The 13,973-nt window shown below is 72.1% G+C and carries 11 protein-coding genes; 2 read left to right on the top strand and 9 right to left on the bottom strand.

Annotation, left to right across the window (positions count from 1 at the left end):
* The first annotated feature begins 63 nt into the window (after window positions 1–63).
* A complete protein-coding gene (locus tag EST92_RS01020) occupies window positions 64–804 on the top strand; it encodes a phosphatase PAP2 family protein (RefSeq protein ID WP_129279090.1) in 741 nt (246 codons plus the stop codon).
* The gene (locus tag EST92_RS01015) at window positions 792–1,499 is read left to right on the top strand and encodes an HAD family hydrolase (RefSeq protein ID WP_129279089.1); all 708 of its coding nucleotides are present in this window, start codon (window positions 792–794) and stop codon (window positions 1,497–1,499) included. Before EST92_RS01020 ends, EST92_RS01015 begins: the two co-directional genes overlap by 13 nt.
* Window positions 1,500–1,594: 95 nt before the next feature.
* On the opposite strand, the gene EST92_RS01010 is transcribed toward EST92_RS01015, so the two are convergent.
* From EST92_RS01010 to EST92_RS00970, 9 genes are all read right to left on the bottom strand, one after another.
* Window positions 1,595–3,814, bottom strand: coding sequence for an NADP-dependent isocitrate dehydrogenase (locus EST92_RS01010; protein WP_129279088.1), 2,220 nt, complete (start codon window positions 3,812–3,814; stop codon window positions 1,595–1,597).
* Window positions 3,815–3,996: 182 nt separating this feature from the next.
* On the bottom strand, window positions 3,997–4,536 hold the full coding sequence (locus EST92_RS01005; protein WP_129279087.1) for a hypothetical protein: 540 nt from the start codon (window positions 4,534–4,536) through the stop codon (window positions 3,997–3,999).
* A gap of 160 nt (window positions 4,537–4,696) precedes the next feature.
* Window positions 4,697–5,881, bottom strand: coding sequence for an amidohydrolase family protein (locus EST92_RS01000; RefSeq protein WP_129279086.1), 1,185 nt, complete (start codon window positions 5,879–5,881; stop codon window positions 4,697–4,699).
* Entirely contained in the window at window positions 5,856–6,989 is a 1,134-nt protein-coding gene (locus EST92_RS00995; RefSeq protein WP_174243889.1) for an MAB_1171c family putative transporter, read from the bottom strand. The genes EST92_RS01000 and EST92_RS00995 overlap by 26 nt, the downstream gene beginning before the upstream one ends.
* Window positions 6,990–7,012: 23 nt before the next feature.
* Window positions 7,013–7,534 (bottom strand): hypothetical protein, encoded by a 522-nt coding sequence (locus EST92_RS00990; protein ID WP_129279084.1) that lies wholly within the window; start codon window positions 7,532–7,534, stop codon window positions 7,013–7,015.
* An 11-nt stretch (window positions 7,535–7,545) separates the two neighbouring features.
* The gene (locus EST92_RS00985) at window positions 7,546–8,016 is read right to left on the bottom strand and encodes a hypothetical protein (RefSeq protein WP_254068371.1); all 471 of its coding nucleotides are present in this window, start codon (window positions 8,014–8,016) and stop codon (window positions 7,546–7,548) included.
* A 381-nt stretch (window positions 8,017–8,397) separates the two neighbouring features.
* Window positions 8,398–11,331, bottom strand: coding sequence for a LuxR family transcriptional regulator (locus EST92_RS00980; protein WP_129279083.1), 2,934 nt, complete (start codon window positions 11,329–11,331; stop codon window positions 8,398–8,400).
* A 248-nt stretch (window positions 11,332–11,579) separates the two neighbouring features.
* Window positions 11,580–12,770, bottom strand: coding sequence for an MFS transporter (locus tag EST92_RS00975; protein ID WP_129279082.1), 1,191 nt, complete (start codon window positions 12,768–12,770; stop codon window positions 11,580–11,582).
* A gap of 113 nt (window positions 12,771–12,883) precedes the next feature.
* Window positions 12,884–13,942 carry an ROK family protein gene (locus tag EST92_RS00970; protein ID WP_129279081.1) on the bottom strand — a complete coding sequence of 353 codons (1,059 nt, stop codon included), beginning with the start codon at window positions 13,940–13,942 and terminating at the stop codon, window positions 12,884–12,886.
* Window positions 13,943–13,973 lie beyond the last annotated feature (31 nt).

Genomic DNA, 13,973 nt, shown 5'->3' with positions numbered 1-13,973 from the left:
TGACCCGTCGGACGGGCCCTTTGTCCCTCGCCCCGGGCGCCCGGCGTGGGCGAGGATCGTCCCATGCCCACCACGCCTCCCGCCGCCCGGACGTCCGCCGTGGACGGCGAACGCCGCGCCGCGTCCGCCCCGCCACGCCCCGCCGTCGCCGCCGCCCTGCTGTGCACGGTCCTCTTCGGCCTGCTGCTCACCCTCGTCGTGTTGCGCTGGGGCCCGCTGATCTCCCTGGACACGGACCTGGCCGGGGCGCTGCACCGGACGGCCGTCGCCGAACCCGGCTGGACCCACCGCAACCGGGTGCTCAGCGACTGGGCGTGGGACCCGTGGACGATGCGGGCGGTGCTGGCGGCGGTGGTCTGGCTGCTGCTGCGGCGCGGGGAACGGCTGCTCGCCGCCTGGGTGGCCGCCACCTCGCTGCTGGGTACCGGCGTCCAGCAGGCGGTGAAGGCGCTGGTCGGCAGGGAACGCCCGGTCTGGCCGGACCCGGTGGACTCCGCGGGCTATGCCGCCTTCCCTTCGGGGCACGCACTCTCCGCGCTGGTCGCGGGCGCCCTGGTGCTGTGGCTGCTGCGGCTGCACGGGGTGTCGCGGCGGTGGCGGTGGGCGGCCCGGGCGGTGGTGGCGGTCTCGGTCGTCGGCGTCGGCTTCACCCGGGTGTTCCTGGGGGTGCACTGGCCGTCGGACGTCGTCGGCGGCTGGCTGCTGGGCGGCGCCCTGGTGGCGGGGTCGGTGGCCGTGTACCACGCGTATGTGGCCAGGTGGGATCGACCCGGCTGCGCCCAGGAGACAGGATGGCGGTCATGACGACGATCACAGGTGTGCTCTTCGACTTCTCCGGGACCCTGCTGCACATCGAGCCCGCCGAGTCCTGGCTGCGCGCGGCGCTGAGCGCGTCCGGCACGGCCATGGACGAGGCCGAGCTCGCCCGGCGGGCGGCCGCACTGGAACGGGCCGGTGCGCTGCCCGGCGGCGCCCCGCCCGTCGAGATCCCTGCCGATCTGGCCGGGCGGTGGGAGATCCGCGACCGCGACGCCCGCCTCCACCGCGCGGTGTACACCGGACTGGCCCGCCAAGTGCCGCTGCCCGCTCCGGAGTTGTACGACGCGCTCTATGAGCGTCACAAGACCGCGGAGGCCTGGCGGCCCTATCCGGACGCCGCCGAGGTGCTGGCGGAGCTGCACCGGCGCGGCATCCGGATCGGCGTCCTGAGCAACATCGGCTGGGACCTGCGGCCGGTGCTGCGGGCCCACGGCCTGGACCGCTATGTCGACACCTGCGTGCTGTCCTGCGAGCACGGCCTCCAGAAGCCCGATCCACAGCTCTTCACCCTCGCCTGCCGGGAGTTGGGGCTCGCCCCGTCCACGGTCCTGATGGTGGGTGACGACCGTACGGCGGACGGCGGCGCGACGGCGGTGGGCTGCACCTTCCTGCCGGTGGAGCGCCTGCCGGCGGACGGGCGCCCGGACGGCCTGCGGCCGGTGCTGGACCTGGTGGGCTGAGGCTTCACCGGTGCGTGCGGCGGCCGGACGGAAAAACGGAACCGCCCCGGCCGGCGGGTGCCGGCCGGGGCGGAAGGGGCTTCCGCGGCTGCGCGTCAGCTGAGGGTCGCGAGGGCCTGGTTGAAGGTGGCCGACGGGCGCATGACCGCCGAGGCCTTCGCGACGGCGGGCTGGTAGTAGCCGCCGATGTCGGCCGGCGAGCCCTGCACCGCGATCAGCTCGTCGACGATGGCCTGCTCCTGCTCGGTCAGCGTCTTGGCGAGCGCCGCGAACGCCTCGGCGAGCTGGGCGTCCTCGGTCTGCTTGGCCAGCTCCTGCGCCCAGTAGAGCGCGAGGTAGAAGTGGCTGCCGCGGTTGTCGATGCCGCCGAGCTTGCGGCTGGGCGACTTGTTCTCGTTCAGGAAGGTGCCGGTGGCGCGGTCGAGGGTGTCGGCGAGCACCTGGGCGCGCGCGTTGCCCGTCTTCTGCGCGAGGTGCTCGAAGCTGACCGCGAGCGCGAGGAACTCACCCAGGCTGTCCCAGCGCAGGTAGTTCTCCTTGACCAGCTGCTGGACGTGCTTGGGCGCGGAGCCGCCGGCACCGGTCTCGAACAGTCCGCCGCCGTTCATCAGCGGGACGACGGACAGCATCTTGGCGCTGGTGCCCAGCTCCAGGATCGGGAACAGGTCGGTCAGGTAGTCACGCAGCACGTTGCCGGTGACCGAGATCGTGTTCTCGCCGCGGCGGATGCGGTCGAGGGAGAACTTGATCGCGTGGACCGGCGCCATGATCTCGATCTGCAGGCCGTCCGTGTCGTGCTCGGGGAGGTAGGCCTTGACCTTCTTGATCAGCTGCGCGTCGTGGGCGCGCTCCTCGTCGAGCCAGAACACCGCCGGGTCGCCGGTCGCCCGGGCACGGGTGACGGCGAGCTTGACCCAGTCGCGGATCGGCAGGTCCTTGGTCTGGCACATACGGAAGATGTCGCCGGCGCCCACGGCCTGCTCCAGCACGACGTTGCCGGCCGCGTCGAGGACCCGCACGGTGCCCGTGGTGGGGATCTCGAAGGTCTTGTCGTGGCTGCCGTACTCCTCGGCCTTCTGCGCCATCAGGCCGACGTTCGGCACCGAGCCCATCGTCGACGGGTCGTAGGCGCCGTTGGCACGGCAGTCGTCGATGACGACCTGGTAGATACCGGCGTAGCTGCTGTCGGGGAGCACCGCGAGGGTGTCGGCCTCCTCGCCGTCCGGGCCCCACATGTGGCCGGAGGTGCGGATCATGGCCGGCATGGAGGCGTCGACGATGACATCGCTCGGCACGTGCAGGTTGGTGATGCCGCGGTCGGAGTCGACCATGGCGAGCTCCGGGCCCTCGGTGAGCTCGGCGTCGAAGGACGCCTTGATCTCGGCACCGTTGGGCAGCGACTCCAGGCCCTTGTAGATGCCGCCGAGGCCGTCGTTCGGGGTCAGGCCCGCGGCGGCGAGCGACTCGCCGTACTGGGCGAAGGTCTTCGGGAAGAAGGCGCGGACCACGTGGCCGAAGATGATCGGGTCGGAGACCTTCATCATCGTGGCCTTCAGGTGCACCGAGAACAGCACGCCCTCGGCCTTGGCGCGGGCGACCTGCGCGGTGAGGAACTCCCGCAGCGCGGCCACGCGCATCACGGACGCGTCGACGACCTCGCCCGCGAGGACCGGTACCGACTCGCGCAGCACGGTGGTGCTGCCGTCGTCCCCGGACAGCTCGATGCGCAGGGAGCCGGCGTCGGCGATGACCGCGGACTTCTCGGTGGAGCGGAAGTCGTCGGTGTCCATGTGCACGACGTTCGTCTTCGAACCGGACGTCCAGGCGCCCATCCGGTGCGGGTGCGCCTTGGCGTAGTTCTTCACCGACGCGGGGGCGCGGCGGTCGGAGTTGCCCTCGCGCAGGACCGGGTTGACGGCGCTGCCCTTGATCTTGTCGTAACGGGCGCGGATGTCCCGCTCCTCGTCGGTCTTCGGGTCGTCCGGGTAGGCCGGGAGCGCGTAGCCCTGCTCCTGGAGCTCGGCGATGGCCGCCTTGAGCTGCGGAATCGAAGCCGAGATGTTCGGCAGCTTGATGATGTTCGCCGCGGGAGTCTTGGCCAGCTCACCGAGCTCGGCGAGGGCGTCGTCGATCCGCTGACCCTCCTCCAGGTGCTCGGGGAAGCTCGCGATGATGCGCCCGGCCAGGGAGATGTCACGGGTCTCCACGCTGACGCCGGCCGTCGACGCGTATGCCTGGATCACCGGCAAGAACGAATACGTCGCCAGGGCCGGGGCCTCGTCAGTGTGGGTGTAGATGATGGTCGAGTCAGTCACCGGGTGCTCCGCTCCACGTCTGCAACATTGCTCGACATCAAGATATCTCGTGGGCGGCTCCGTCTCGACATGACCCCGCCAGGGGCAAATCCGGAGGAATCCATTCCGAACGGTTTCGGCCGGTCCAATTCGCGCCGGCCGGCGGGCGACCCGCGGGAACCGCCCGCCGGCAGGGCGATCGGTCAGCCCACCTTCGTCCACCGCCGGCAGCCGCTGGTCTCGAACGTCTCGCCCTTGGTGAGGGTGACGCGGGCCGGGCCCCTGGGTGTGCCGTGGGCGATGATGCCGCCCCTCGCACCGCTGGAGTCCTTCGCGCGTACCCAGGAGCACCGGGGTATGTCGGACGCGGCGGGGCCGCCGGTCCGGTACGTACCGGCGGCGATGTCCTCCCCCACCCGATGACTGCCCTGGCCGATCGTGGTGCCGGACCCCGCGGCGGCCGCCTTTGCGGCGGCTCTCTCCGGCTTGCCCACCGAGGCCCTGACCGGCTTGGCGGTGAAGGTGACCGCCGCCGTGGGGGCCGGCTTCGCCCCGGGCTTCGTGCCGCCACTGCCGTCGCCTCCGACGGCCGCGCCGAGCCCGAGGACGGTGCACGCGCACACCGCCCCCACTGCGATCTTGAGTGCGGCGTGCTCCTTCCGCGGCGGTTGCCCGGCGGGCGGCATGGCGAAGGAGTGGAGCTGCTGACCGAAGGACGCGGGCTGCTGTTGCGAGTGCGACATGAACGTTCCCCCAGCATCTGTGATGGTGTGGTGAAGACCGCTCAATGCCGTTGAAGGTTGTACGGAAGCCCGGGTGACCGTCGCCCACTCACCGCGCGCTCGCCCGCCCCCGCCGGAACGGGGAGCGCCGACGCCCCGGCCCGCGGGCCGGGGCGGCCCCTCAGCCGATCTCGTGGCGACCGTTCATGAAGACGTGTCGGACGCGGCGGAGGGCGTCCAGCTCGTGCAGCGGGTTGCCGTCGACGACGAGGAGGTCGGCGCGCAAGCCGGGACGGAGGGCGCCGGTGTCGGTCAGCCCCAGGGCACGGGCGGCGTCGACGGTGGCCATATCGAGAATCTCGGCAGGGGTGAAGCCGAGCGACGCGAAGAATTCGAGCATGCCGACGTAGTCGCCGAACCGCGCTCCCGGCACACCGGCGTCGGTGCCGGCGATGAAACGGACACCGGCCTCCCGCATGTCACGGATGACCCGGACCATCGCCTCGGCGCCTTCGGGGCCGAGCTTTTGGAGGAACAGCCGCCAGTCCCCGGAGACACAGCGGCAGACGGAGATGTCGTTCTCGATGATGCGGCGGGTGATCTCCGGGTCGTAGGTGACGCCGTCGGCGGTGCGCCAGGAACAGTGTTCCAGGGTCCGGACGCCGGCTTCTACGCAGTCGGCGATGGCGGCGGTGCCGTGGGCGTGCGCCGCCACCTCCAGGCCGTGGCCGGCGGCCTCCTCGACGATCAGGCGCAGTTGCGCGCGGGTGAACTGCGACTCCCACATCCGCGGGCCCCCGGGGGTGAGGGCGCCGCCGGAGGCCATCACCTTGATCAGGTCGGCTCCCGCTGCCGCATTGCGGGCGATCTGCTTGCGGATGTCGTCGTCGGTGGTGACCTCACCGCCGAAAAATCCGCAGTGGCCACCCGGTGGGGTCAGGGGTGCGGTCGCGGCGAGGAGGCGCGGCCCGGACGTCTCCCCGGACGCGATGGCCGCGCGCAGCGCGATGGTGAGGGCGTCGCGGTCACCGAGGTCCCGTGCGGTCGTCACCCCGGCGCCCAGCAGTTGTCCGGCGCGGTCCGCCATGGCGGCGGCGAGCTCGTCCGGGGCGGCCTCGGTCACCGCGCGCACCGGGGCGGGGCCCGCGTCGAAGGCGAGGTGGACATGGCAGTCGATCAGTCCGGGCAGCACCGTGGCTCCCGGGCACCGCAGGCGCGGCACGCCCGGATCCACCGTCGCCGCCAGCTCGGCCGCGGTACCGACAGCGGTGATCACGCCGGCGTCGACGAGTACGGCGCCGTCGCGGATCTCCTGGTCCGCACCTCCGGTGAGGACCAGGTCAGCGGTTATCAGTACCTTGTTCACGATGTCCTTTCGCATAGGCACGGGAGACGGCGACGAGTTCCCGGGCTTCGGCGCCCAGGTCGTTGCCGGAAGGGGAAGCGATGCGGGTGGCGGAAAAGGCCGTATCGGGATCCTCGGTGGCCGGCTTCAGCGCGAGCGCGTCGGCGATGTGCCGGGCGAGTTGATCGGCCGGGCCGCGGGCGAGATCGGCCTCGGGGGCGACGCGCGCCAAATAGGGGCTCAGCCGCACCAGTCCGTCGCGGCATTCGATGAGCCGGCGGTAGAACCGCTCGTGGGTACGGCGGAACCGGAAGCGACGCCATGGGGAACCGCTCGGCTCGACATTCAGGACGAGTTCCGGATAAGCCGCGGCGAGGGCGGTCCACAAAGGGGTGAGCTCGCGGTACATACGGCGGTGGTACACCACTGACCGCAGATGGGCGGCTACTTGCATGGCCGCGGAATAGGTCAACCCGAGCAGGACGATGCCCAGCGCCCAGTCGTTCATCGACCAGTTCACCGTGTTGAACGCCTGGTGCGAGCCGGGATCGTCCATGCGCAGAAAGACCCAGACGACCCGATTGACCGAGGTGAGGGCCAGCACGAACAGGCCGAGTGCCATGGCCCGCAGGCCGGCCGCCAGGTGCCGGTTCGCCAGGCGCGCATAGCGCAACGCCCAGAGTGCCGGGGTGAGATAGGCGTAGACGAAATAGGCGTTGCCGATGAGGTAGAACGCGGCGATGGCCGGCTGTGTCATGTCCGCCGTGGTCAAGGTGTGACCGCGCAGCGCCGCCGGGGTCGCGATCATGTCGATGACCAGGGCGGTCAGGACACCGGCGAGCAGGCCCGCGTGGAGCCGGACCTGGCGCCGCCCGGCGGCGTCCGGGCCGGGCATGGAGAAGAGGAAGACCAGGATGAGCGCGCCGAGGCCGGACATGTGGACCGCGTTGAACGCGATCTTTCCGACGCCGACCGCCGTGGCGGAATCGACCGCGAGGAGGACCTCGGGAAAGCTGAGGATTTGCCCGGAAGCCAGCAGGAGCAGGCAGGCGACCAGAAGGCGCAGCACCCGGTCCCGCGGTGCGCGGGTCAGGTCGACGATCTTCCATATCGCCCCGACGATCAGCATGAGGGTCACTGGCTGTTGGAAGATTACGTCCACCCCCAGCGGGGGTTCAGCGCGGAACTGAGCGGGCCGAGCGCGGAATCCTCGGGGGTGCGTGGGGTGGCGTAGTCGATGACCACCGCCCATTCCTGGATGATGGTCGCGACCAGTTCGGCCTCGCGCTCATAGTCCTCGGTGTAGCAGGTGCGGCGAAATCCCCGGGGGACCTCATCGCCAGGGGAATCGGGACCGAGGTCCGGCAGTTCCTCCTCGAAACCGCCGTCGTCCTGGTGGTCGGCGAGGATGTGGCCGATCTCGTGCAGGATGATGTGGTCCTGATGTACGCGGGTCGTTTCCTCTTGGTAGAAAATGCATTCCTCGTGCGGCCGGGACATCCACACCCCGAACGGGCCGGGTATCGGCAGCGCCCAGGGAATCAACCGTATGGGTTTGCCCCGGAGTTCACCGAGCCGGCGGCATAACTCGCGCACCTCCAGCGGGGGCTGAATGTCGAGCTGCCGCAGCAGATGCTTGCAAGAGCGGCGGAGTTCGCGTTCGCGTACGGCCACGACGTCCTTTCTCACGCCCCGGCGCCGGTGCCGGGGGTCCCGTCCTGATCGAATGTCTCGATCATCTTGAGCAGTTGCTCACGCATCGCCGGCGTCATCGCGCCCGCCCTCATCGCGATCTTCCGCACCTGATGACCGGCGAGCCGTTCGCGCAACAGCGCGTCCTCGGGGTCCTCTTGGGCGACCAGGCACTGGATCGTGATCGGCCGCGACTCCGGCTCGCGATGGTCGTCGAAGAACTTCGCAAGCCCCTCCAGGACGCTCAGCGTCGGGTTGGTGTGCGACCCGTTGCGCAGCATGGCCAGATAACTCCGCGAGAGCGTCGCCGGGTGCGAGGGATCGGCGGTCACCGCCTTGGCCACTTCGGCAGTGGAATACTCCCGCTGCCGGCCATGGGCATCGGTCCACCGCACCCTCGCGAACAATGCGTTCAGCCGCTCGGCCAGCGACCGCTCGCTGCCTCGGTCAGCCTCTGCCACCATGCCCACGCTCCCCCGGCCGTACCCGCCCGTCATCCCCTGTATCAGCCACTGTGTACTAGCCGATTGGCCACTACACAAGACTACTTGACCCTGTACTCCACAGGGTGCCAATATATTGGACGCTTCGCGCATGACACCGGCTGACGTCAGAGAACACGCCCTCTCCGCAGGCATGTTGGAGGCCGTGCTTCCCACGACAGCCCGTCGCGCACGAGACCGGTGTCCGAGGAGTGGGCCTGCCCGCGCCGACCGCTCGCAGCTCTGGGCGGCCGTACACCGGAATCCGCGATCCGGTGGAGGAAGTGGTTCGAGCCGTCACAGGGGAACGGCTCGCGCTCCCCTTCCCTCCGCCGGATCCTTGCGCGCCGAGGGGGTGTCTTCCTAGCTGCTCCCGCCGGCGTTGCCGAGTGCGGCGACGAGTTGGGAGCGCCCGTCGATGTGCAGCTTCCGGTAGGCACGGGTGAGGTGGGTCTCCACGGTCCGGAGGGACACGAAGAGGCGTTGCGCGATCTGCTTGTTGCTGTAGCCCTGGGCGGCCAGCGCGGTGACCCTCTCCTCGCTGACCGTCAGATTGCCACCGGGGTGCGCCATGCGCGTGGTGGCCCGGCCGCCCGCGTCGTGCAACCTCTTCTGCAGGCGCTGGGCGAGCGAAGTGGCCCCGCACTCGGTGGCGATGTCCAGCCCGCGGCGTACGGCGGTACGCGCGCCGGCCTTGTCGTCGCGCTGCATCAGCGCGCGCCCGTAAGCGTGCAGGGCGCGGGCCAGCTCAAGACGGGCGGGGGTGCGCTCCAGCGTGCTCACGGCCTCGGCCAGCAGGGCGAGCCCTCGCGGCCCGTCCGTCATCGCGCCCTGGGAGAGCAGCGCCACTCCCAGGGCGCGCGGGACCTCGCAGCGCCTCGCGAGCGCCAGCTCCTCCTCCAGGAGGGCGTGTGCCTCGCGACGACGGCCCAGCGCCAGCTGGAGGACGGCGGCACGGGACCGCCAGGGGGCGATCACCGGGCTGAGGGCGCCGGACGTCGCGAGGTGGTGACCGCACTCCCGCAGGAGCGACAGCCCGCCGTAGAGATCGCCCCGCGCGGTGCGCAGCGCCGACAGGCTCATCAGGAAGCGGCTCCATTCCCAGGAGACGTCGGCCGGGTCGGTGCCGGCGTGCCGGGCGGCGAGGGTCTCGGCCGTCTCAAGATCGCCCTGCTCCACCAGGGTGTCGATTCTGATGGCTTCCAACGACAGCCGGAACGGTGGCTCGCCCTTCGGCCACGGACCCTCGGCCGCGGCACGGGCCGTGGCGGCCGCCTCCCCGATGTCCCCCCGCGCCCACTGGATGCTCGCCTTGTAGACGAGCAGGGACGAGGACAGCAGGTCCAGGCGCCGGGCGCGGGTCTCCCGCAGCAGGTCTCCGCAGAACTGCTCGGCCCGGTCGAGCTGGTCCAGATGGAGCAGGGAGCGGGCCACGCAATAGTGCAGCGGGAACAGGTCGAGGGAGAACGTGGGCAGATTGACCGCGGCGCGGTTGACCAGCTCGAGGACCTCCCCGGCCGGCTTGCCCGCCCGCAGCGCGTCGAACGCCCGGATGCCCAGCAGCTGTCGTTCCCCCGGCGTGCTGCCCGTCAGTTCCTCGTCGACCCGCACGCTCGGCTGCCCTGGCGCGCTCCGCAGCGAGGGCCGCTCGAACTCCAGCCACCAGCGCAGGGCCTCCTTGCGCAGCCGCCGTTCGCGGGCACTCGGCGCCGGAAGCTCCTGCGTGGACAGTTCGGCGGTCAGGCCGGCCAGCCCCACGGCGAGCCCGCGGTGGTCCCGGGTCAGGAGGGAGGAGTACGTGATCACGCCGACGGCTTTCGTGCGGAGCGAGGCGTCGTTCAGCCCCTCCAGCGCCCCCGCCGCGTACGACACCGCGAGGGTCGGGTCGTAGTGGCTGGCGGCGGTGGCGAGTTGCAGGAGTACCTGGGCCTGTTCGTCCGGCGTGATCGGCTGGTGCACGGCGTGGCGCAGATACGTCACGGCGGTCTCGGCGGCGCCCCTGCGCACCGCCTCTTCGGCGGCCCGGCGCAGGACGCTCACCGCCCAGCCGCCCTGTACCGGACCGGCGGCCAGGAGGTGTGCGGCCACCTCCTCGTCGGGCCGCCCGTCCAGGTGGAGCACCCGGGCCGCCCGGGCATGGGCCTCCCCCACCTCCTGGGGGGACCACTGGGCCCGCACGGTGTCCCGGACCACGGGGTGCGTGAAGCACAGTTCGTCGCCGGCGCGCAGCAGGCCGAGGGCGTGCAGCTCCGCCGCCGCGCACCGGATCACGGCCTCGCCCTTGCCGCAGTAGGCCGCCAGCAGCTCCGGCGGCCTGCGGTCGCCCAGGATGGCCAGCCCACGGGCGAGTGCGGCGGTGTCCTCGGACCCCTGGCAGAGCCGGTCCCTGATCTCCCGGTGCAGCGTGTGCAGGCCGAAGGTCGTGATGCGCTCGCGCCCCTTGCTGTCCGGCCGTACGCCGCTGCGCCGGGCATCGCACAGCAGCGCCCGCAGAAAGAGCGGGTGGCCGTCGGTTGCGGCGTGGCAGGCGGCGGCGAACGACGGATCTCCGGGTCGGGTGTCGAACACCTCCGCAACCAGGCGTTCCACGCTTTCCGGAGCCAGCGGCTTCAGGGGGACGGTGCGACATATCGAGGGGTGGGCCAGCTCGTTGAACAACGCCTCGGGCGCGGGCCTTTCGCCCGTGCGCGTGGTGACGGCCAGCAGCACGGGGTGGGCGTCGGCCTGGTGCACCAGGCCCGCGAGCCACCGCAGCGACGGCGGGTCGATCGACTGCACGTCGTCGATCGCCAGCAGCAGCGGCTGACGACGCGCGAGGCGGAAGGCGAGGTGGGTCAGGCTCCGTATGGTCTCGGCCCCGTCGGGGCGGGCGCCGGACACGTGGTGCGGGCGGTCCGGCAGGCAGAGCCCGCGCACGACCGGGTCGGCGGCGCCGTTCAACGGATGCCCGTGCTCGATGCCGGGGTCGGCGGCCAGCAGCGAACGCAGCAGCCGCCGGACCGTCCCGAAGGCGAAGTCGCGCTCCAGCGCGTGGCAGTGTGCCCGCAGCACCAGGAAGTCGGGGAGCCCGTCGAGCCAGTGGTGCAACAGGGTCGTCTTGCCGATGCCGGCGTCCCCGTCGAGCTGTACGACCCGCAGCCCCCCGTTGCGGACTTCCCCGGCCACCGCTTCCAGCGCGGTCAGCTCGGCGGCACGTCCCACGAAGGGCCACGCGGCCTGCTCGGACGCACGGTCCTGCGGCGGCTCGGCGCGCAGCGGGAGACCCGGATCCATCGTGTCGCGTCGGCGCCTGTCCATCCGGTGCTCACCTTCTGTCGCTCGGTGTGTCAGACGCTTGCTTGCGTAAGCAGGTTGCACATGCGGCGAAGCGGATCAAATTCCGATAAGTGATCGCCCTGTTCGGCGAGGTGGAGACCGTAAGTGTCGTGGTACGGGCGGCCCGGTGTCGTGGTCGTGCCGCCCACCCGTCGTGGTCCCGGGCGGTCACGGGCGGTGACGGAGAGCGGCACCGTTGCGTGGGGCGCAACCAGTTGGGAAGGCTCGCGCTAGAGCGGGCCGGAATCCGTACCCGTGCCGTGGGCGCGCAGGATGCCGGCCGTGCCCGCCGCGAGGAGGCAGCACGCGACCGGCACGAAGAACGTGAGGTTGAGCGGGGCGAAGCGGGTCAGCTGCCCGATGACGGCCGGCCCGGCGAGCATGCCGAGGTAGCCGAGGCCGGCGACGCGGGAGACGTTGGCGCCGGTGGCGGTGCGGTCGGCGTGGCCCGCCGCGCTGAAGAGCTGGGGGACACAACCGGCCAGCCCGGCCCCGCACACGGTCCAGCCGAGCAGGGCCGGCGGGACCGAGCGGGACAACGCCACCACCGTCAGGGCCAGTGCGGCCGTCGACGCCCCGTACCGCAGGACCGCCACCGGACCCCAGCGCGCGACCACGCGGTCGGCGAGCAGACGGCCGACCGTCATGGCGGTCGCGAAAGCGCCGTAGGCGAGGGCAGCAGTGGAAGCGGGCGCGTCGAGGACGTCCCGCAGGTGCAGCACGCTCCAGTCGTAGGCGACGCCCTCGGACAACATCAGGACCAGTGCCAGGGCGGCCAGCATCCAGATGCGCCGTGGTGTGCGGCGGCGCGTCCCCGCGGCGGCCGCCGGCCCTTCGTCGGTGTGGGGAGGCTCGGGCCGGAGCAGCGCGGGGGCGGCCAGTACGGCGGTCGCGAGGCCGACGCCGGCCGTGGCGCCGAGGGCCGCCACGGGGCTCCAGCCCCAGCCGAGCGCGCGGGCGCCCAGCAGCGCGGCCAGCACGCCGCCGACGGAAAAGGTGGCGTGGAAGGCGGACATCACGGGGCGTTGGCATCCGCGCTCGACCTGGACGGCGTGCGCGTTCATGCTGACGTCCAGGCAGCCGTTGCCGAAGCCGAGCACCAGCAGCGCCGCCCCCAGCGTCCAGGCGCCGGTGGCCAGCCCCGGCAGAATCAGCGCCGCGCTGCACAGCGCGGCGCCGCACGGTACGACGGCGCGGGGGCCGAGGCGATCGGTGAGCGGCCCGGCGGCCTGCATGCCGAGGAAGGCTCCCCCGCCGAGCAGCAGCAGGAGCCAGCCGAGGACGGCATGGCTGATCCCGGTGCGGTGCTCGACGACGGGGATGTGGACGACCCACATACCCAGGAGGAATCCGTTCAGCGCGAAATAGCCGAAGGTCGCCAGCCGAGCGGCGCGCAGCCGCCGTTCCCCGTCGAGAGACATGAAGGGCGACTCCTTGGTTCGGTGGTCCGGCTGCCTGCGTACGGGGAGGAAGGGGAGGCGGTGCACCGGCGGGGAGAAGGTCCTGCCGTGCCTTCTCGCCGGTGCACCGCCGGTCAGGGGGCCGCGGCGGCAGGGGCGCCGTCGGCCGCGGCGGACGAGGGCCGGCGCGCGTAACGGTCGGGGGCGAGGAGGGTCGCCGCGGCGCCCACCAGGCAGGCGTCGGCGCCCAGAGCGGACGGGTGGAGGGATACGCCACGGACGAAAGCCAGCCCGGCGAATTCCCCCATCCCGGCCTCGATGGCCTCGAACAGCACCCGGCCGGCCTGTGCGACGCCACCGCCGATCACGATCCGGTCCAGATCGCAGACCGCGCACACGGAGGCGAACGCGGCGCCGAGGGCCCGGCCCGCGCGCTCGAACGCGGCCGAGGCCACCGGGTCGCCGGCACGGGCCGCGGTGCTCAGGTCGCGCGCCGTGGACTGCCCGCCGGGCCCGCGCCATCCGGCCCTGCGGGCCCAGGCGACCAGGGCGGTGCCACTGGCGTAGAGCTCCAGGCAGCCGCGGCTGCCGCACAGGCACGGCGGGCCGGCGAGGTCGATGACGGTATGGCCGAGGTGCCCGGCGTTGCCGGAACGCCCCGTCCAGGGACGCCCGTCGAGAAGGAGACCGCCGCCGACACCGGTGGAGACGACACAGCCGAGCAGGTGGTCGGCCCCGCGGCCGGCGCCTGCCCAGTGTTCGCCGACGGCCGCGCAGATGCCGTCGCCGACGAGGCCGACGGGGCGTCCCGGTACCAGTGCGGCCGCCCGGTCCCGTACCGGGAAGTCCCGCCATACCGGGATCATGACGGGGCTGATGGTGCCGCGGGCCACGTCGAGCGGCCCGGCGGAGCTGACGGCGATGCCGCGCACCCCGCCGTGGTGGGCGCCCGCCTGCGACAGCGGGACAGCGGCCGCGCCGGCCACTGCGGACCATGCCGCGTCGGGGTCCTTCCCGGTGGGAGTAGGTATCTGCGTACGGGCCGACACCCGGGCCGCCGCGTCCACCAGTGCCGCCGCGATCTTGGTACCGCCGATGTCGAGGGCCAGGACCGGGCGGGGGTCCTCCCCGGGCTCGGGAGAAGGCCGGGCCGCGGAGGAGTCCGTCGTCAGGGCGCGGGGGGTACGGGTCATCACTACTCCGCTGAGGGTGGTGGGAGGACGA

The organism is Streptomyces sp. TM32 (assembly GCF_004122755.1).
GTDB classification, from domain to species: domain Bacteria; phylum Actinomycetota; class Actinomycetes; order Streptomycetales; family Streptomycetaceae; genus Streptomyces; species Streptomyces sioyaensis.
Note: the sequence above shows the minus strand (reverse complement) of the source record. Positions and strands in the feature narration are given on the sequence as shown.

What these genes read in the sequence shown, in the direction of transcription:
- EST92_RS01020 (WP_129279090.1), top strand. Translation starts at nt 64, where the DNA reads ATGCCCACCACGCCTCCCGCCGCCCGGACGTCCGCCGTGGACGGCGAA.
- EST92_RS01015 (WP_129279089.1), top strand. Translation starts at nt 792, where the DNA reads ATGGCGGTCATGACGACGATCACAGGTGTGCTCTTCGACTTCTCCGGG.
- EST92_RS01005 (WP_129279087.1), bottom strand. Translation starts at nt 4,536, where the DNA reads ATGTCGCACTCGCAACAGCAGCCCGCGTCCTTCGGTCAGCAGCTCCAC.
- EST92_RS00995 (WP_174243889.1), bottom strand. Translation starts at nt 6,989, where the DNA reads ATGCTGATCGTCGGGGCGATATGGAAGATCGTCGACCTGACCCGCGCA.
- EST92_RS00985 (WP_254068371.1), bottom strand. Translation starts at nt 8,016, where the DNA reads ATGGTGGCAGAGGCTGACCGAGGCAGCGAGCGGTCGCTGGCCGAGCGG.
- EST92_RS00980 (WP_129279083.1), bottom strand. Translation starts at nt 11,331, where the DNA reads ATGGACAGGCGCCGACGCGACACGATGGATCCGGGTCTCCCGCTGCGC.
- EST92_RS00975 (WP_129279082.1), bottom strand. Translation starts at nt 12,770, where the DNA reads ATGTCTCTCGACGGGGAACGGCGGCTGCGCGCCGCTCGGCTGGCGACC.
- EST92_RS00970 (WP_129279081.1), bottom strand. Translation starts at nt 13,942, where the DNA reads ATGACCCGTACCCCCCGCGCCCTGACGACGGACTCCTCCGCGGCCCGG.